Genomic DNA, 18,899 nt, shown 5'->3' on the forward strand with positions numbered 1-18,899 from the left:
TGCCACGGACGATGCCTGCGGACGACGCAGTCCCGGCCGAACACCTCCACCGGTTCACCGGTAGGTCCGTCATCGTAACGGGCGCCGCACGCGGGATCGGGCGGGCCGTCGGTGACATGTTGCGCCGCTCCGGCGCCACCGTCGTCGCCGCCGACCTTGACCCCGCCGTCCTGCGGGTCACACCGCTCGCTCCCGGCGCGGGACCGTGGATCGGCGTTCAGCTCGACCTGACGGACGCCGACGCACCCGACCGCCTCGTGAAGGCGGCGAACGACACCGCCGTCCTAGGAGGCCTGGTCCACAGCGCCTTCACCGAGGAACGCGCTCCGCTGCTGGAGGGCACCGTGGAGGGGTGGACCACCACGTTCGAGGTGACCCTGCACGCGGCAGTGCGGCTGTGTCGCCGGACCGTCACCGCGCTGGCCGGCCGGCCCGGCTCGATCGTCCTTGTCGGTTCCGTCCACTCCCACGCCTCCCTGCCCGGCTTCGGCGCGTATGCGGCGGCCAAGAGCGCCTTGTCGGCCTTCGCACGCACGGCGGCGCTGGAGTGGGGACCCGCCGGAATCCGTGTCAACTGCGTCGCTCCCGGCTTCGTCGCCGTAGAACGCAACAAAGCGCTGTGGTCCGACCCCGACACATTGCACGCGATCACGGCGACCTATCCCTTGCGCCGTCCGGCTTTTCCCGAGGAGGTGGCGGCTGCGGTCCGCTTCCTGCTCTCGGACGACGCGTCCTACATAACCGGTGTGACCCTGCCCGTCGACGGCGGAGTCCTCACCCGACTGCCGGAGGTTGAACGATGACCCTGCTCACCGACCCACAGGCGGGTGTCCGTCCTTCTGACGCGCCGGAACCGGTGCTGTCGGTGCGGGACCTCGCCACACACTTCACCACGGAAGCCGGCATCGTCCGCGCCGTCGACGGCATCAGCTTCGACATCGCCCGCGGCGAGACCATGGCGCTCGTCGGGGAGTCAGGCTCGGGCAAGTCCGTGACCGCCGCCTCTCTGCTGCGCATGGTGCGCAAGCCCGGCCGAATCATCGGCGGTTCGGTCCGCTACCACGGACGTGAACTGCTGGACCTCGAAGAGAAGCAGATGCGAGCGGTTCGCGGCGGCGGCATCGGCATGGTCTTCCAGGACCCGATGTCCTCACTGGACCCGGTCATGCGAGTGCGGGACCAGCTCGTCGAAGCCATGCTCAGCCATGGCAAGTTCACCGCCGCGCGGGCGGCCGACCGGGCGGTCGAGCTGATGGCCCGCGTCGGGATCCCCGACCCCGAGGCACGACTCGCCGACTACCCCCACACCTTCTCGGGCGGCATGCGGCAACGCGTCATGATCGCCATGGCGCTGGCCAACGAACCCGACGTCATCATCGCCGATGAACCGACCACGGCGCTCGACGTCACCATCCAGGCCCAGATCCTCGACCTGCTGGCCGAACTGAACAGAGACCTGGGGACGGCCGTCGTCCTCATCACCCACAACCTCGGTGTCGTCGCCAGGCTGTGCCGACGGGTGGCGGTGATGTACGGCGGGCGCATCGTGGAACAGGGAACGGCCGACGACATCTTCGCCTCACCCCGTCACCCGTACACGCGCGCGCTGCTGCGCGCCACCCCCCGCCTCGCAACGGCTGACGACGTCCGCTTGGAGGCGATCCCGGGTCGTCCACCGAACCTGATCGCACCGATCCCCGGCTGCTCCTTCGCCCCGCGCTGTGACCTCGCGGACGAGCGATGCCACGCGGAACGCCCGCCTCTCGCGGTCAAGGGCGACCGCGCATGGTCGTGCTGGCGGTCCGCCGATACCGGTGTCCTCCCTGCCGGTCCGACCGCCGACGCCGCAGGAACCGTCACCGAGGGCGGCCTGTCAGACGCACCGGACGCTCCGGCTCTCCTCCAGCTCGTCGACGTGACAAAGCGGTTCCCCGTGGACCGCCGCAAGGGACTGCTGCGCCGCGCCACCACCGAGGTGAGTGCCGTGGACCGGGTCTCACTGTCCATCGCCGCCGGCGAGACCGTCGGTCTGGTGGGCGAGTCGGGCTGCGGCAAGTCGACCCTGGGCAAGGCGCTCATGGGCATCCATCCGCCGACCGAGGGCCGGATCGTCTTTGACGGACGAGACCTTGCCCGGGCCGGCCGCGAGGACCGGGCGTGGTTCCGTCGCAACGTGCAACTGGTCTTCCAGGACCCCATGTCCTCCCTCAACCCCCGCATGACAATCGGACAGGCCCTGCGCGAGCCTCTGGAGGTCCACTCCCTCGCCACCGGGCAGGCCGCGCGGAAACGGGTCGGTGAACTCCTCGACCTGGTAGGGCTGGACCAGTCCGTCGCCTTTCGCTATCCCCACGAGTTTTCGGGCGGACAACGCCAGCGGGTCGTCATCGCGCGCGCCCTTGCCGTCGAACCGCGGCTGCTGGTCTGCGACGAGGCCGTCTCGGCCCTGGACGTTTCGCTCCAGGCCCAGGTTGTCAACCTGTTGCAGGACCTGCAACGGCGGCTCGGCCTGGCTTATCTGTTCATCGGCCACGACCTGGCGACCGTACGACACATGTCGCACCGCATCGCCGTGATGTACCTGGGGCAGATCGTTGAGATCGGACCCGCGGAAGCGGTTGTTTCGCGACCGCAGCACCCTTATACCGCCGGGCTCCTGAGCGCGGTCCCCGAACCGGACCCCGTCACTGAACGGGTCCGCGAACGCATCGTCCTGAGTGGTGACCTTCCCAGCCCGCTGGCTCCTCCTTCCGGGTGCCGCTTCCACACCCGCTGTCCGATCGGGCCGCTGGTCAATTCCGACCGCTCGGTGTGCCGCACCACCCCGCCCGTCCTGGCTGCGGGCGCCCACGGCGCCGCCTGCCACTTTCCCGGAGAACTGACCCGTTTCGGTGCGGCCGCCGCTACTGGCACGGCTGAAGGAGACACTCCATGACGCACGTCCCCGCCCGACCGACGGACGCCCTCTCGAACTCCGAGCGATTCGACAAGGCTCTGAGGAGAAGTCGCGTCGTAGGGATCCTCCGAGCCGATACCCCCCGACATCTCGTCACGGCGGCTGAGACTCTGGCCACCGAAGGCCTGGACGTTCTGGAGATGCCGCTGACCACCCAAGGCGCCCTCGGCGCCATAGGCGCCGCGCGCAAGCGCCTGCCGATCGCGCAGATCGGAGCAGGCACCGTGCTCGACGCGAACAGCGCCCGCCGGGCGGTGGATGCCGGAGCACAGTTCCTCGTCTGCCCCGCCGTCTGCCTCGATGTCGTCGAGTACGCGGCCGCCCACGACATACCTGTCCTCCCTGGCGTCTTCACCCCCACCGAGGCACTCGCGTGCCGCAGGGCCGGGGCGGCGTACGTGAAACTCTTCCCGGCGGGCCTCCTCTCGCCCGACTTCGCCCGCCAGGTCCTGGCGCCATTGCCGGACCTGCAGCTCGTGCCGACCGGTGGCATCACGCTAGACGCGGCCCGTGCTTGGCTGGACGCGGGTGCGGTCGGTGTTGGGGTCGGCGGCCCGCTGCTCGGCGACAGCCTGGAGACCGGTCGCACCGACGAACTGAGGATCCGGGCACGACAGTGGAAGGAAACCCTGCGGTGACGGACGTCCTGACCTACGGGGAGACCATGGCGGTCCTGCGCGCGTCGTTCACCGGCCCGCTGAGATCAGCCCAGAGCCTGGATGTCGGCATCGCCGGGGCCGAGAGCACCGTCGCCATCGGAGTCAGCCGGTTGGGGGGCACCGCGCAGTGGGTGGGAGCTCTCGGCGACGACGAGTTCGGCGCCCTGATCCGCGACCGGTTGCGAGGCGAGGGCGTCGACGTACGGGCTCACATGCACAGCGACGTACCCACCGGCCTCATGCTCAAGGAGCGGCGCATGGCAGGCCTCACCCGCGTCACGTACTACCGCCGTGGACTGGCCGGCTCGCGGTTGCGTTCGGACCAGGTCCGCGAAGAGGACGTGGGCAAAGCCCGCTACGTCCATCTGTCGGGCATCACCCCCGCCCTCTCGGTCTCCGCCCGGGAAGCCGCGCTCGACGCCGCGGCCGTCGCGGCCGCATGTGGAGTCCCGCTGAGTTTCGATGTCAATTACCGGTCGAGTCTCTGGGACGCGTACGAGGCCGTTCCAGTGCTTCGGCGGCTGACCGCTGCCTCGGCAGTCGTCTTCGCCACGCGCGAGGAGACGGCCCTGCTCGTCGGCCGGAGCTTCGACAGGGACGAGGACGCGCTGGCCGCCCTCGCGGCGCTGACTCCGGGTGCCGCCGTCCTTAAACGGGGCGCGCTCGGGGTGACTGCGCGGCTGAACGACGAAACGTTCGTCCAACCAGCTTTCCCCGTCACCGTCGTCGACCCCGTCGGCGCGGGTGACTCGTTCGTCGCCGGCGTGCTGGCCGACCTGACGCGGGGCCGTGGATTCGCCGAGGCCCTCGCCACCGGTGCGGCCACCGCCGCCCTCGGCATTGCCTGCGAGGGTGACTGGGAAGGGCTGCCTACCCGCGCCGACCTGGAATGCTTTCTAGAAGAGGGAGAAGACATTCGGCGATGAGTTCCGTATCTACTGAACCTTCCCTCCTCACGCTGACGCTCTTGCCTCCACATCGTGAACACGGATCAGTGAGCCGTTTCCATCCTGTCTCTGTGGGGTGAAACGGCAGGTCAGCAGGGGTGCGCAACGCGACGAGGCTCCTGGTCGTTGCGGTGGTGTTCTCTACGCAGCACGCATCGTCCGAGGAGCCTCGCTTGGTCCCGTATCGTGCCGCGTCCGACGTCTCGCACGAGAGCTGGTCGGGCGTGGAAGGATACGGAACCAACAGAGCCCCCCGAGCCGTCGGCAGTGTCGAGTGGAATCAACACCGCCAGCGACCGGGGGCTCTGCCACGTCACCACCCCAGCTGACCAGGCCTTATAGCCCTTCAGAGGCGGGATGGAAAAGGTTCAGTGCCTGAGCGTGGTCTTTGGTCTGGTGCGGAATCGCCACCCTCTGCGCCAAGCCCTCCGAGCCGCAGTCCCGGATCGTGCTTCTCGTACGTAGACGAGGGTCACGCAGACCGCGATCCACGCGGCCAAGTTCACGAGGCCCGGCGCGAGGCCGTCCGACTGGAAGTGGGACAGCCCTTGAAGCGCGCGGACTGCCGCGCCCACCGGCAGCACGTCCGAAAGGGGACTGAGCCATGTGGGCAGGTACTCCGGCGGCATGCTGCCGCCGCTGGTGCTGTTGCCCAGTGTGAGCAGGAGCACCGAGGCGACGGGAGTCCCCAGAGCGGGGCCGAAGAGCCGGGTGAGCGCCATCGTCGCTCCACCGACGGCTATTCCGAGAAGCGCCACGATTCCCACGATTCCCAGGAACGGGCCGGGAAGGGCGTCGAAGCCGAGGCTTCCGGCGAGCAGGGCGACCATGATTCCCGCCACGGCGCCGAAGATGCCCAGGCTGGCCATGCGCCAGCGGAACTTCAGCGCTGGGGCGGCCTGATACGTGGCTGTGCCGAAGAGGAATCCTGAGAGAACGATGCCGAAGGAGGCGTAGAAGACCGACATGCTGCGGGTGTCCCCAGCGGGCGCAGGCAGGATGTCTTTTCGTCGCAGCTCCTCGCCTCGGACTGAGGCGACGTCGGCGAACGCGTCGCCGGCCGTCGCGGTCACCGATGGGCCGTTGGCCCCCGCGTAGAGCAGGTCGGCGGTGTTTCCCGGGCCGGTGACGTAGGCCGCGTAGACCGTGCGGTCTTCCAGCGCGTCCCGTGCCGCTTCCTCGGTGTCGAAACGCCGCACCTCGAAGCCGCCTGCGACGCTCCTCTCCAAGTCTTCAGCGATCTGCCGTATCTCCTGCGGGGATCCGACGACGGCCACCGGAAGTCCATGGGGTGTCGGAGCGTGGAAGGCCGCGAGGTAGACGCTCACGAACACGGTGCCGGTGGCTATGACGGTGACCAAAGGCATCAGTACGGCCCTGAGCAGCCCTGTGGTCCGGGGCCGCGGTGCCCGGGGGCTGCCGCGGTTTTCGCGTGACCGGCTCGGCGGTTCGAAGGCCGACGACGAAGGGGTCTTCTGCAGCGGCGGGATGGGAGACATGAGCGGACCTAAGAGTGAGTGGTGAGTACGCGAAACCTGGAGCTCAAGGGGTGCCGGGGGGTCGGCATCGGCTCACGTCGCGCCGTTGCCCGGCAGGCCGCGCATACGCGCTCCTGGGCGGGCGCCGCGCGCCTGACCGGGGCCTCAAAGTCGTGAGGGGTGCGGGCAGGTGTGACGCGGCACGCACGACGGCCGTACGCGTCCCGGGGAGGGGGAGGACGTGCGCCTGCCTGCGGAATCCGCGCGAAGCCTGCCGGATCGGAGCTCGAGCCGAGGGCGTTCCCCGGGCGGGAGAGGCCGGCTCCTTCCGCCCGGGAAACGCCCGGGCGGAAGGAGCCGCCGTGTCACCGAGCCCGGCCACTCCAGAGCGCGTCGATGAGGGCGGTGCAGCGCTCTCCGAGTCCCATGCCGTTGTCCAGGTGGTTCGGGCTGTAGGCGAAGGCGAGGCGCGCCTCCGGGTCGGCTATGCCCAGTGCGCCGCCGAGGCCCGGGTGACCGAAGGCCTTCCGGCCGGGCCAGGGGATCGTCGTCTCGTCCGGAAGGACGAACCCCACCCCGTACCGCGTGTAGGCGCCCGTCATCGGGCAGACGTCCTCCCAGCTCGGGGTACGGGCTTGGTCGATCAGTTCGGGAGAGAGAAGCTCGACGCCGTCCAGCTCCCCCGACTCGGCGAGCGCCGCGTAGACACGCGCGACGGCCCGCGCGTTGCCCTGCCCGTTGGCCGAGGGAAAGCGGGCCATCAGGTAGTCAGGGTCGTTGCTCGGATTCGCCCGAAGGTCTGCGGGCCGGGGACGGATGCGCCAAGCCCGGTGAAGCGCGGTGCCCGGCGTGGTCATCTGCTCGATGAGCGTCTGGTCGAGAGGAGCGCTGATCTTGGCCGTGCGAGGGAGGTCCGCGTGACGAAGGCCGAAGCGGTAGTCGACTCCCAGCGGGCCGGCGACCTCCTCGTCGAAGAACACCTCCAGGGGGCGCCCGTCGACGCGACGGACGAGCTCGCCGAGCAGGAAGCCGGCGCTCATCGTGTGGTAGGCGCCCTTGGTGCCCGGCTCCCACTCAGGGGCCTGGACCTCGAAAGCGCGGATCATGGTGTCCCAGTCGAAGCCCGAGCCGTCGGGCGCGGCGTCGGCGTACAGCAGGGCCGCCTTCGCCTGCAGCAGCGTCCGTACCGTGATCTCGGCCTTGCCCGCCTGGGCGAACTCGGGCCAGTAGGACGCGACCGGTTCGTCCAGGTCTATTTTGCCCCGGTGGACGAGCATGAGGACGCACAGGGCCGCCATGCCCTTGCCCACCGACATCATTCCCACGATGGTGTCCCGGTGCCAGGGCGTCTCGCTCTCGGGGTCGGCCACACCTCCCCAGAGGTCCACGACCTTCCGCCCGTCCTGGTACACGCAGACTGCGGCTCCCACTTCGCCACGGGTGCGGAAGTTCTCCTCGAAGGCGTCACGGACGAGCTCGAATCCGGGCTCGATCTCGCCGTGGATGACGACCGCAGGCTTCATGTCGGCCGGGAAGCGGTTGCTCTCGCGTGCGGGGGTGGGGGAAGACACAGGCATCACGCCTTTCAGTGACAATGAACCAGGGGGGAGTACCGCGTCGCGGGGCACGTCGTGACCCATCTGGCCGGCGCTCGGCGCACTCTCCGCGATCTCACCTTGGAACTTCATTACACTGAACATTTATTCACGTGTCAAACTTCAGATCGGAGACGCTCGGATGGTCCCTGAAGACGTGGTGGAGGCGGCCTTGCGCATCGCCCGGAAACGAGGGGTTTCCGTGGCAGAGGTCCCGTTGTTCGCCGTGGCGGAGGAAGCGGGCATTTCGCGCAGCACCCTGCTGCGTCGGCTCGGAGGAACCCGCACGGCCCTCGACGAGGCGGTGCGCGAGGCCGGAGTCGACCCCGGTGGGCAGAAGCCGGTGCGTGAACGCGCCGTCGAAGCCACGGCCCGGTTGCTCAGCGCCGAAGGACTGGGGGGCGTCACTCTGGAGCGAGTAGCCGATCGGGCGCACTGCTCCGTGCACAGCCTCTACGCCGCGTTCGGAGGCCGGGACTCCCTACTGGCCGCGGTGTACGAGCAGTTCAGTCCCGATCTCGACGTAGGCGCCATCCTGGCGGGTCCGCAACGGGACCTGGAGGATACCGTCAGGGAGATTTTTCGCATCGTGGCAGACTCGTTCCACCGCGAGCCCCGCGTCCTGCCCGCGATCATCGCCGACGCCCTCGCCCGTCCTGGCGATCCCGCGGCTCAGGCCGTTTACCACAAAGCCCTCAGTCGCATGTTCGAAAATATCGCCGAGTGGATCGCCTCCGAGATCGCGGCCGGCCGTCTCCGCGACCTGCCTCTTCCGCCGCTGGTCCAACAGATGCTGGGCCCCGTCTTCAGCTACTTCCTGTTGGGACCGGTCTACGAACAGGTCGACTCGGTGAGCCTCCCGCCCCTGGAGGAAGCCATCGAGACCTTCACGGAGTCCTTCCTCCGCGCCGCCGCGATCCCACCGCTGGGGGGCTGACGACCAGATCCGCGCTGGACGCGATGACCAGGTCTTCGAGGACATGCACCGGACGACCTGGGCCTGTGCGGGCCAGGTCGTCCAGGCAGAGAGGCAGGCATCGGCGTCAGCCGTGGCTTCTGATGCTCGACGGTGTTTCTGCCGCAACCGGCCTGCGACGCCGGCGGGTCGGGGGCGCGGGCCCGCCCGAGGTCCTCCACTGCGTGGAGCGGGGGTGTGCGCACCGCCGGCCAAAAGGCCACCTCCGCGGTCGCCGCTTCTCGCGGCGCCGCTCCCGCGCGTTTTCGCTGAACGAGCGCGGAACTACTCCACGTCAAGGTCGGCGCCGCGTCTGCCGACCCCATCAGCCGAACCGCTCCGAACAGGCGCGTGCGCCTCGGGGGTGTCGACTCCTGTGCAGGGCAATTCGACCAGGACCTGCAGGCCGTCGGGGACGAGGGGGGTGGCCGCCAGCGTGCCCGCGTGCGCGTGAACGATGGACCGGACGATCGTGAGGCCCAGGCCGTACCCCGCTGGGCGCGCGCCCTCGCTCCGCACATCCAGGCGGTGAAAGGGCTCGAAGGCTCGGTCGACCGCTTCCTGATCGAGTACGGGACCGGAGTTGCGCACCTGGATCGAGACGCGGTCGACGACACGGTCCACAACGACCGCCACCGTGCCGCCGTGGCGGTTGTGCTTGATGGCGTTGTCCACCAGGTTGGCGACCAGTTGGTGGAGCAGGACCTGATCCCCGCGGACCGCAGCGGAGCGCGTACGCCAGGTCAGCTCCACTCCGGCCGCACGCGCCTTTGGCCGCGCCTGCGTACACGAGTCTTCGGCCAGGGCGCCCAGGTCGACCAGCTCCTGGGTCAAAGCTCCATGATCGGCTCGGGCGAGGGTCAGAAGCGCCTGAGTGGTGTCGGTGGAGCGCTTGTTGAGGAGCAAAAGTTGCGCTCCCGCTGTGCGCAGATCTTCCGGGTCCGGAGAGGCGAGAGCCACCTGAAGGATGGTGCGCATGCTGGCGAGGGGGGTGCGCAGCTCGTGCGAGGCATTCGCGGCGAATCGGCGCTGGGCTTCGAAGGCACGCTGAAGGCGGTGAAGCATGGCGTTGAAGGTGGTGGCCAACTCTCTGATCTCGTCCTGCGGCCCGGTCAGGGCGATTCGTTCGTGCAGGGTGGAGTCGGCGATGCCGCGGGCGGTCGCGGTGATCTTCTGCAGAGGTGCCAGCATACGACCCGCGATGAACCAGCCGACGATCACCGACACCAGCAGAAGGACGAGGAAGACGACAGCGCTGAAGATCAGGAGTACCTGCAGGAAGTCCGCCTTGGTGGACACTTGGAACGCCAGCACGCCGTCGGTGGACGGCCCGGAGTGCTGCGCCTCGTCGAGGTTTCCTTGATCGCTCAGTGTAGGGCGAGCCGAGGGGTTCCGTGCGACGTCTCCTTGATCGCTCAGTGTGGGACGGGCCGATGGGTTCCCCGCGGCGTCCCCGTGGGCTTCTGCGGGGGCGTCTGGCGGCGGGGTTTCCGGCTTTCCCGGCCCTTCGCCTTGTTCCACGGCAGGGGTTCGGCTGTGCGCGGGGGCCCGCGCGGTGCCGAGGGTGGGAGAGACGCCCGGTTTTGAAGGAGCGAGGCTGGACGGCGTCAGTACGGGGGTCTGGTCCAAGGCCGGCGCGTAGCTTGGGCCGAAGTTCATGAACAGGTAGAGGAGGACGGCCATGGCCGCGCCCGACGCGCCGAACAAGGCACCGTAGGTCAGCGTGAGTCGAGCGCGGAGGGTCAGCCGAGGGCGGCGCTCATGGCCGATCACTGTTTCGCACCGAGGAAGTACCCGGCGCCGGAACGGGTGTGGAGCACGGGCGGTCCACCCAGCTTGCGGCGCAGTGTCGACACGGTGACGCGCACTGCCTGGGTGAACGGGTCCGCGTGCTGGTCCCACGCCTTTTCCAGCAAGCTCTCGGCGCTCACCACTCCGCCCTGTGCCGTCATCAGGACGTGCAGGACGGCGAATTCCTTCCGGGTCAGCCGCAGATACCGGTCTTCCCGGTACGCCTCTCGACGAAAGGGGTCGAGACGCAGTCCGCACCACCTCAGAACGGGCGGTGGCGGTGCGCCCGACCGGCGGTGCAGAGCGTGGAGACGTGCGACGAGCTCGGGGAAGTCGAACGGCTTGGGCAGGTAGTCGTCCGCTCCCAGACGCAACCCGTCGACCCGGTCGTCGAGAGAGGCCGCAGCAGTGAGCATGAGGACGCGCATCGAGCTGTGCTGCTCCGTGATGTGCCGGCACACCTCGTCCCCGTGGACCTCGGGAAGATCGCGGTCCAGCACTACGACGTCGTAGTCGTGCAGGGCGATCTGCTCCAGGGCCATCCGCCCGTCAGCCGCGTGATCAGCGGCGATGGCTTCCCGGCGGAGACCGTTCACCAGGGCCTGCGCCATGAAGGGCTCGTCTTCCACGATCAGCACGCGCATGTGCTGCTCCTTCCTAGCCGGGGCGCCGGAGCGGGCGCGCGTGAGTGGGGGACGTGACTTGTCCGACTCGGTGTCCTCGTCCCGCCCCGTTCGCGGATGGGGGACGAGCACGCGCGCTAGGGCGCGGCGAGAGCCACCGTCGGCGGAATGCGGGCGGCGCGCATGGCCGGGTACAGCCCGGCGACCGCGCCGATCAGGACTGTCGCGGCGACTCCTGCGCTCAGAGCGGGAAGCGGGATCGCGACGGGCCAGCCCTTGCTCAGAGCATAACCGGTGCTCAGAGCGGCGCCAATGGCCGTTCCGGCGAGGCCGCCGAGGCAGGACAGCAGCAGTGCTTCCATGAGGAACTGCTTGGATATGTGGTGCCGCGCCGCGCCGATAGCGCGTCGCAGGCCGATTTCCCCACGGCGTTCCACCACCGCGATGACCATCGTGTTGGCCACACCGATGCCACCCACCAGCAGGGCGACGGCTCCCAGTCCGACGAGCAGGCCGGTGAAGGACTCCTCAGCCGCCTCACGCGCCTTCAGCGCGTCCGAAGGCCGGCTGACGGTGACGGATTGGGGATTCTCCGGAGAAGCCGCTCGCGGAAGCATCGACCGTACGGAGGCGACCTGTGCGTCCGGGGAACGCTCGTAGACCTTGGTGGGGCGGCCGTCGTAGTCGAAGTAGCGCGCGGCAGCGTCGTTGTTGACGAGTACGGAGGTGTCGATCTCGGGAGCCAGCGGCACTTCGTCGAGGACCCCGAGGACGGTGAAGTACTGGTCGCCGATCCAGACGCGTTCCCCTGGGGCCGTGATGCCGAGCCGGTCCGCCGTGTACCTGCCGAGGACGGCCGTCGGATACCCGAGGGGGGCGCGGTCCAGCCACGCTCCGCGGGCGAGCTTCGCCTCCAGCGTTCGCAGGAGATCCGGGTCGGTGGCGAGCACCGTCAGTGCGTTCGATTCCGCCGGGTCGACCCGAGCGTTCCGGTAGGCCTGGACGTCCTCCAACTTGCCCGTACCGCTCGCGGTCTCGACCCCGTCGACACGCGCGATGGTCCGTACGGTGGTCGCGGGAAGCTGGCCGGGTAGACCCGTCTCAGGGTCGAGACCGGGCTCCACCGTCAAGAGATTGGTGCCCAGCCTGTCCAGTCGCGCGTCCAGGTTCGCCTGACTGGAGGCTGAGATCCCGAGAACAGAGATCATCGCCGCGATGCCGATGGCGATGCCGGCAGCTGACAGGGCCGCGCGCAGTGGGCGGCTCCGCAAGCCTCCGGCACCGAGTCGAAGAAGGTCTCCGGTGCGCAGACGAGACGTGTTCGGACCGTTCCTCCTCATAGGCGCTCCAAAGTCGGACGTGATGTGGTCGTGGGAGTTCCGGTGTCCTGCACGAGGCTGCCGTCGCGCATGATCAGACGGCGGGGCAGGCTGTCGGCAAGGGAGACGTCGTGAGTGATGACCACCACGGTCGTACCGGACTGGTTCATTTCGCGGAGGATGTCCATCACGACGGCGCCCGAGCGGGTGTCCAGCGCTCCCGTCGGTTCGTCCGCCAGGAGCAGTGCCGGGTCGCCGACAACCGCGCGCGCGATGGCCACCCGCTGCCGCTCTCCACCGGACAGCTCGTGTGGTCGATGGTTCAGCCGGTGGCCGAGGGCGACCCTCCCGAGCGCGTCGGCCGCCCGGGCTCTGCGTTCCTTACGGGGCAAGCCCGTATACAGCAGGCCGTCGGCCACGTTGTCGACGGCCCGAGTGCCTCCCGAGAGATGAAACTGCTGGAAGACGAAACCGATGCGATGTGCGCGAAGCGCGGACAGCCTCCGGTCGTGGAGTTCGTCGACCCTGTGTCCGTCGACCACGACCTGCCCGGCGGTCGGCCGATCGAGGGTGCCGATCAGATTGAGCAGGGTGGACTTCCCGGAACCCGAGGGGCCCACAACCGCGACGAGCTCCCCGGCCCCGATATCCGCGGTCACGTCCCGCAGTGCGTGGACCCGCTGCGCCGCGGTGCCGTAGGAACGGCCCACGCCGGTGAGGCTCACGATCGGTGGGGCACACGTCTCGGCGGCCGGCTCTCCACCGCCAGGGTGCCTGATCACAGCTTGGGCACCCCGACCTTCATGCCCTCGCTGAGGCCCGTGCCGCTGATCTCGGCCCGCCCGTCCGCGAACGCTCCCGTAGTGACCTTGACCTGCTGCGTCTTCCCGTTCTTCACCAGTTGCACCACGTACCCGCCGCCCGGCGCGGGCAGAAGCGCCGTCACGGGCACGGACAGCACGTTTCGCGCCTCGGTGCGCTTCAGGACGACGACCGTCAGCGTGCTCTGGATGTTGGCGAACTCGTCCGGCGAGTCCGGGCGCACGGTGATCGGGACGGCCTTCTTCCCGTCCTGTGTGGCCTTCTCCACCCCCACCGAGGAAACCGTTCCGTCGATCCGGCTACCGTCCGGCAACTCGATCTGGGCTTTTGCGCCCTTGACGGCCAGGTCCTGCTGCTTGGAGGGGATCTCCGCCGACACGGTGTGCTGGGACCCGGTGGCTTCCAGCACCTCCTGGCCGGCCGTGACCAGATCACCGGGGCGCACTCCGGCGCGAGCGATGCGGAGCGATCCCGAAGCGAAGACCACCCGGCCCAGTTCGAGCTTGCCGTTGGCGGTCAGGCCGTTCTTCTTCTGCCACCGTTTCACCGCGGCCTCCGTCTTCTCGGAGTACTTTTCGTCCACTGTGAAGCCGACATAGCCGAGTGCGGCGAGGTTCTGTTCCAGCTGCCGTACGTCTTCGCCGCCGGGCATGCCTCGCTTGAACTCCCGCCAAGCGGGCAGAGACCCGTCCATCAGGAAGACCGGCGCGTTGTTCACCGCGTAGAGGGCTTCTCCCGGCGCGACGACAGAGTTGGCGGGCGCCGTCCGGGTCACGATGCCCGGCAGGTAGTTCTTGATCGTCCGTTTTCCGGTGTAGTCGAGGGAACCCTGCGCGATGACCTCGGTCACCAGATCACCCCTGGTGATGAGCCCGGTCCCCGGCGGCAGCGCCTCCTGAGGTGCCGCCGTACGGGGTGTGGTGTCGTAGTCGACGAAGACGACGGCGCCCGCCGCTGCGAGGACGGCGGTCATCACGGCAGCGAGGATGACGGCACGCCGGGAACGAGCCGGGGCGGTGGCCCGGTGGCCCGGTTCGTCCGCAGGAACCTGGGGCACGACGACCGTGCCCGGCCCTTCCTCCATCACTTCGTCCCCAGCTTCTCGTCGACGTACTTCTGGAGAGCGTCACCGGGCCCTTTGCACGCTGCCATGGCCCTCTCCAGGACGGGATTCTCGCCAGGCTTGGACGGCCTCATGGTGATGGTGTCCGGCTGGACGTAGCCGTTCTCGCGGAGGCACTTCTGATTCGCCAGCATCAGCGCCTCCAGCTCGGGATCACCGCTGAGACCCCCGTCGCCCGCCATCTGCGACCCCGGCGGGTCACCGCACTCCTTCGCCGCCTTGGCAAGGATCGACTTCCCCGCGTCCTTGGGAACCTGCGGGCTGTCGCCCGGCTCCGGGTCGGGGACGTCGACGCCGTTCTTCCGCATGCAGGCGGCATACGCGACCCCTTCCTGGTCGCCCGGCTGACTCGCGTCGCCACCGTCCTGTGGCTTCTCGCCGGCGGAGTCCTCGCTCGCTGAAGGAGCGGCATGGGCCTCGGGCGGCTCGCTTCCGGCACAGGCAGCCGTGCCCGCTCCCAGCAGCAGCACAGCACACGCAGCCGCAAGACCGCTGCGGACTCGGAACGACGATTTCACTGAAGACTCCCCTACGACCCGTTCACGGACCCGACACCTGCTTCCGGTTCAGCCGGCACAGGACTCGAATGCCTGCACACCGGCCGACCGCAGTCGTATTTCACGGGTTGGCACGTTGCACGAGGGTGAGCGCGTTTCCTTACCTTTTCGCAACGGCGGCCGACCTGGCTCACGCATGCCCATCGTCGCCCTCCGCAGCCGGCGCCTCCTTCCCTCCGCGGTCCCGGAGCGGCTCGGCGGAGGCGCGTCATGGGGGCGACAGGCACGGATCGTCTGGCGGCGGGGCGTGCCGGCCGAGCGCGTGCGTCGACGGCGATGCCCCGGGCAAGGCGCCGTCCGCCGCGATGCGGCTTCGAGCGTGATGGGCGCTGTGCGGTGTATGACGGCGCTGTGATTCCCGCCGGCGACCCGTGCGTCTCCGCGTTCCCTATCGGGAGGCTCGGTCTGCCCGCGGGTCGGAACGAAGTCTCGCCCTCTCCTCGCCATGCCGCTTCACCCTGAAGTTGCTCAGCAACGCGATCGCCGGCGACCGGTTGTGGTCCGGGTCCACCGTGGCCACGGCACCGTACGCGACGGTAGGGGCGCGATCAGGTCGTATCGCCTTCGGCGTGGATCGATTCCGGGAACAAGACGACGATGAAGAAGTAGCACGCGGGTGATGAAACATGAACAGGCCGACTTCATACTCCGATGCCGGGGCATCTGGATCCCAACAGGGCTGGTTCACCACCAGGAAGAGCCCGGTGAGGAGAGGTCCGGAAGGCCCGCGGCCACCCGCGGAGGGAGCGGCCGGCGGGCGGAGTCCTCTCGCGTCGTTCGTACCGGATGAGACCTCGCTCGAAGACGTACCGTCCGGTGTCGGCACTTTCGATCGATCCAGTGCCAGAAGCCCTTCCGACGCTCTTTTGGTGAGGCGCACCCTGCAGGAGATAGCGCCGGTCGCCGAACGGGTGACCTCGCACTTCTACGCCCTGCTGTTCACCCGGCACCCCCACCTCAGGTCCCTCTTCCCGCCCGCGATGGACGTTCAGCGCGATCGCCTGCTCAAGGCCCTGCTCACAGCCGCTGAACTGATGGTGAGCCCGACCAGGCTGACCGGTTACCTCCAGGACCTCGGGCGCGGGCACCGGAAGTACGGCACCGAGCCAGACCACTACCCAGCCGTGGGCGAAGCCTTGATCGGCGCGCTGTCCGCCCACGCCCCCGAGACGTGGGACGACGCGAGCGAGTACGCGTGGACACGCTCGTACCGGATGATCGCCCGCATCATGACGGACGCGGCCGCCGCGGACGCGAGAACCGCGCCGCCCTGGTGGTCGGCGGAGATCGTGTCGCATCGTATGAGGTCCCCCCGGGTGGCGGAGATAACGGTCCGCACCGACCGGCCCTACCGATACGCTCCAGGCCAGTTCACGAGCATGGAGACGCCGTGGTGGCCCCGGGTCTGGCGGAACTACTCCTTTGCGAGGGCACCGCGCGAAGACGGCCTGCTGGTGTTTCTTGTCAAAGCGCTCCCCGCCGGATGGGTGTCGAACGCACTGGTGAACCGCGCCCGGCCGGGAGACCTGCTGAGGCTGGGCCCTTCGGAAGGGTCCATGGTCGTCGACCACACGACGGAAAGAGGATTGCTCTGCCTGGGCGGGGGAACCGGAATCGCTCCCATCAGGGCCATCGTGGAAGACGTCGTCGAGCGCGACGGCCAGCGTCCTGTGGATGTCTTCTACGGAGCCAGAGACGAGAACGATCTCTGCGAGATGAACGCGATGTTGCGTCTGAAGCAGAAGTGCCCTCGGCTCAACGTGAGAGCGGTGGTGGGGGAGGATGCTCAGATCTTCGCTCACGTACGCGAATTCGGTCCCTGGTACGGATACGACGCGTGCGTCTCCGGACCTGCGGGAATGGTGCGCCGAGGAATCAGGAATCTAGAGGACTTCGGCGTCCGCCCGCAGAACATCCTTCATGACCCGCTGGAGACGCTTCTACCGACTGTCGAAGGCCGATGACGACGCCGGCCGAGAGCCGGGGCGGGCGGTCAGGCAGGAGTCCTGGCGGCGCGGATCCCGGTGCTCTCAGCGCAGGGACGAAAGGCGGCAGGGCCCCTCCCGCCGTCGGTGCGATGACCGGCGTCACCACGCTGACGGTTGTGGGGCCCTTCCTCATCGGCTCACTCGTTGAGCGGCCGGGCTTCGCCGTCCTGTACAGGGTGGGGGAGCGGTCAGATGCCGTGGCGCGGGCCTATAGGTCGAGCGAGTTCATCATCGCTGATCCAGTTGCCGTGGAAGCCGAACGGGACCCGGCGCGGTAGGTGCACGCGAGCGATCGGATCGGTTTGGATGTCGCCCGCGTCCAGGATCACCAGCTCGGAGAGGTCGGTGTTCCCGTCATACACGACGGACAGGATCCAACCGTCGTCCCCTGCCTCGGCATTCGGCCTCGGCACGAAGGCGGGTTCCATGGTGACGCGGCCGGGACCGAAATGGCGGATCTCCGTGGTGCCCTTCACGGTGTCCACCTTGACCAGGGGGCCGGTCGCGAGGCCGTCATGCGTGTGGTGACGTTCCACGCCGTCGGTGATCGCGATGCCGTGGGCCCCCACGCCGGCGAACCAGCCGTACCGGTGCTGTCTGCCCACGAGCTTCGCGTCGATGCGCGGAAACTCGACACTGTAGGCGGCGATGACCTGCTCGTTAGTGGTACCGAGTGCTGGGTTGATCACCCACCGGACCAACGTGGGCACGCTTCCTCCGGGGCCGTGCATGTCCCGGAGGAAGACCTCGTCGTACCGGATGACGTCGAGGGTGAGTGAGCCGTCGGCGTTGTCGTACGCGTTGAGCACGTGGAACACGTAGCAGCGGGGCACCTCGACCCACCGAATCTGCTCCGCAGTGCCCCTGATCGGCAGAATTCCGACCCGGGACGGGTGTTCCTCGTCCCAGACGGCCGGGATGTTGGAGATCGGCAGGCCCGCCTGGGCACGACGCATGCCGGCGGCGATCGTGACGGGGAGATCCAGAACGACGAGGCGTGTCTCGGTGAGGGCCATGTCGTGCATCATCGGAAGATCGTTCACCGGGATGTCGGCGGTGTGCGCGAGCTCGCCCGCTTCGTCCAGGACTATGTAGCGGGCCCCAGCGAGCCCCGTGCCGTATACGACGGCGTGCATGTCCCCGGTCACAGGGTCGACCTTGGGGTGTGCCGAGAAGCCGTGGCCGAGTGCGCCGTCGCAATCCCAGACCGCGGTCCGGGACAGGTCCGGGCTGATCTCCACCGGCGGATCGCTGGCTTCTACGAGGGTGAGAATGCGCCCCGCATGAGCCATCACACTGGTGTTCGGGGCATATCCCTGCGTCTTCGTGAACCGGCTTCGATACCAGTCTGCCCGACCTTCGCGCAGCTGGATCCCGTGCACCATTCCCTCACCCGAGAACCAGTGATAGATCTCGGGATCGACCGAGTCTCGCGGATTCGGCCCGATCCTCAAGTAGCGGCCGTTCAGTTCCGGCGGAATGGCTCCGGTGACCGGGAGATCCGAAAAGTCGGCCTCTCCGTCGACAGGCGCGTAGTTCCCGCTGAGATAGAAGTTGCTCGAATTGCGTCGAGTCATGCTTTCTCCTCCGGTTCGCAATCGTTACTAGACGGTACAACTTGGACGGTTCGTTTCACCATAGAGTGATTGCGACCGTCTGGATCGGAAGGTTTCGATTTCTACCGAATCAACCAGCAGCGCTTGTGCCGTCCTCGGACTGCTCGGGACCCGAGGCACGGTCCCGTCATCGAGGAGAAGTAGAAGGGCCGACGCGCTCCGGTCCTCTCGGCCGTCGGCCGGGCGGAGCTCCGCACAGGGCTGGAGACACCGACCGGCGCCACGGGGATCCACGAGGAAGGGGTTCTCCGCCTCCTCGTCCAGACCGCGCACGGCACCGGCCGACTAAGGTTGCCGATCGGGACTCTTGTCCGCGTGGACAGCGTCCGCGTCGACCACGCCTCCGGCCGCTTCTCGTTCGGACCGCCTCCTCGCGGCGATCAGGCTGGTGACGGTCGTGACGGCCAGGACGCCGCCGATGACGCCGAGCGAGACCGGGATGGAGATCTCGGGGACGTGCACCCCGGACT

15 protein-coding genes and 1 pseudogene are annotated in these 18,899 nt (G+C 68.5%); 6 read left to right on the forward strand and 10 right to left on the reverse strand.

Features of this window, described 5'->3' with window-relative positions; all coding sequences use genetic code 11:
* Positions 1-11: 11 nt before the first annotated feature.
* The 4 genes from ACZ66Z_RS32925 to ACZ66Z_RS32940 are packed head-to-tail and all read left to right on the forward strand — an operon-like array spanning position 12 to position 4,541.
* A complete protein-coding gene (locus tag ACZ66Z_RS32925; RefSeq protein WP_469939338.1) occupies positions 12-803 on the forward strand; it encodes an SDR family NAD(P)-dependent oxidoreductase in 792 nt (263 codons plus the stop codon).
* Entirely contained in the window at positions 800-2,935 is a 2,136-nt protein-coding gene (locus ACZ66Z_RS32930; protein ID WP_469939311.1) for an ABC transporter ATP-binding protein, read from the forward strand. Before ACZ66Z_RS32925 ends, ACZ66Z_RS32930 begins: the two co-directional genes overlap by 4 nt.
* On the forward strand, positions 2,932-3,594 hold the full coding sequence (locus ACZ66Z_RS32935) for a bifunctional 4-hydroxy-2-oxoglutarate aldolase/2-dehydro-3-deoxy-phosphogluconate aldolase (protein ID WP_469939313.1): 663 nt from the start codon (positions 2,932-2,934) through the stop codon (positions 3,592-3,594). Before ACZ66Z_RS32930 ends, ACZ66Z_RS32935 begins: the two co-directional genes overlap by 4 nt.
* On the forward strand, positions 3,591-4,541 hold the full coding sequence (locus tag ACZ66Z_RS32940) for a sugar kinase (protein WP_469939315.1): 951 nt from the start codon (positions 3,591-3,593) through the stop codon (positions 4,539-4,541). Before ACZ66Z_RS32935 ends, ACZ66Z_RS32940 begins: the two co-directional genes overlap by 4 nt.
* A gap of 389 nt (positions 4,542-4,930) precedes the next feature.
* Here ACZ66Z_RS32940 and ACZ66Z_RS32945 read toward each other — a convergent pair whose 3' ends face one another.
* Positions 4,931-5,929, reverse strand: coding sequence for an ABC transporter permease (locus tag ACZ66Z_RS32945; protein WP_469939317.1), 999 nt, complete (start codon positions 5,927-5,929; stop codon positions 4,931-4,933).
* A 476-nt stretch (positions 5,930-6,405) separates the two neighbouring features.
* Positions 6,406-7,611 carry a serine hydrolase domain-containing protein gene (locus tag ACZ66Z_RS32950; protein WP_469939319.1) on the reverse strand — a complete coding sequence of 402 codons (1,206 nt, stop codon included), beginning with the start codon at positions 7,609-7,611 and terminating at the stop codon, positions 6,406-6,408.
* A 166-nt stretch (positions 7,612-7,777) separates the two neighbouring features.
* Here ACZ66Z_RS32950 and ACZ66Z_RS32955 point away from each other — a divergent pair, with 166 nt between their 5' ends.
* Positions 7,778-8,572, forward strand: coding sequence for a TetR/AcrR family transcriptional regulator (locus ACZ66Z_RS32955; RefSeq protein ID WP_469939320.1), 795 nt, complete (start codon positions 7,778-7,780; stop codon positions 8,570-8,572).
* A 303-nt stretch (positions 8,573-8,875) separates the two neighbouring features.
* On the opposite strand, the gene ACZ66Z_RS32960 is transcribed toward ACZ66Z_RS32955, so the two are convergent.
* The 6 genes from ACZ66Z_RS32960 to ACZ66Z_RS32985 form a co-directional block, all read right to left on the reverse strand.
* Positions 8,876-10,363 (reverse strand): sensor histidine kinase, encoded by a 1,488-nt coding sequence (locus tag ACZ66Z_RS32960; RefSeq protein ID WP_469939322.1) that lies wholly within the window; start codon positions 10,361-10,363, stop codon positions 8,876-8,878.
* Positions 10,360-11,025 carry a response regulator transcription factor gene (locus ACZ66Z_RS32965; RefSeq protein ID WP_469939323.1) on the reverse strand — a complete coding sequence of 222 codons (666 nt, stop codon included), beginning with the start codon at positions 11,023-11,025 and terminating at the stop codon, positions 10,360-10,362. The genes ACZ66Z_RS32960 and ACZ66Z_RS32965 overlap by 4 nt, the downstream gene beginning before the upstream one ends.
* A gap of 116 nt (positions 11,026-11,141) precedes the next feature.
* Positions 11,142-12,275: an ABC transporter permease gene (locus ACZ66Z_RS32970; RefSeq protein WP_469939325.1), complete on the reverse strand. Its 1,134-nt coding sequence runs from the start codon at positions 12,273-12,275 to the stop codon at positions 11,142-11,144.
* A gap of 65 nt (positions 12,276-12,340) precedes the next feature.
* On the reverse strand, positions 12,341-13,051 hold the full coding sequence (locus tag ACZ66Z_RS32975) for an ABC transporter ATP-binding protein (protein ID WP_469939340.1): 711 nt from the start codon (positions 13,049-13,051) through the stop codon (positions 12,341-12,343).
* A 50-nt stretch (positions 13,052-13,101) separates the two neighbouring features.
* The gene (locus ACZ66Z_RS32980; RefSeq protein ID WP_469939326.1) at positions 13,102-13,995 is read right to left on the reverse strand and encodes a peptidoglycan-binding protein; all 894 of its coding nucleotides are present in this window, start codon (positions 13,993-13,995) and stop codon (positions 13,102-13,104) included.
* A gap of 233 nt (positions 13,996-14,228) precedes the next feature.
* On the reverse strand, positions 14,229-14,576 hold the full coding sequence (locus ACZ66Z_RS32985; protein ID WP_469939327.1) for a hypothetical protein: 348 nt from the start codon (positions 14,574-14,576) through the stop codon (positions 14,229-14,231).
* A gap of 1,118 nt (positions 14,577-15,694) precedes the next feature.
* Between ACZ66Z_RS32985 and ACZ66Z_RS32990 the strand changes: the two genes are divergently transcribed.
* Complete coding sequence (locus ACZ66Z_RS32990; RefSeq protein ID WP_469939329.1) at positions 15,695-16,789, forward strand: globin domain-containing protein; 1,095 nt, start codon at positions 15,695-15,697, stop codon at positions 16,787-16,789.
* Positions 16,790-17,001: 212 nt separating this feature from the next.
* Here ACZ66Z_RS32990 and ACZ66Z_RS32995 read toward each other — a convergent pair whose 3' ends face one another.
* Together ACZ66Z_RS32995 and ACZ66Z_RS33000 are read right to left on the reverse strand one after the other, a co-directional pair.
* Positions 17,002-18,390 carry a carotenoid oxygenase family protein gene (locus ACZ66Z_RS32995; protein WP_469939331.1) on the reverse strand — a complete coding sequence of 463 codons (1,389 nt, stop codon included), beginning with the start codon at positions 18,388-18,390 and terminating at the stop codon, positions 17,002-17,004.
* Positions 18,391-18,714: 324 nt separating this feature from the next.
* A pseudogene (locus ACZ66Z_RS33000) lies at positions 18,715-18,899 on the reverse strand (TerC family protein); the annotation flags it as partial.

The organism is Streptomyces sp. NPDC107498 (assembly GCF_055582805.1).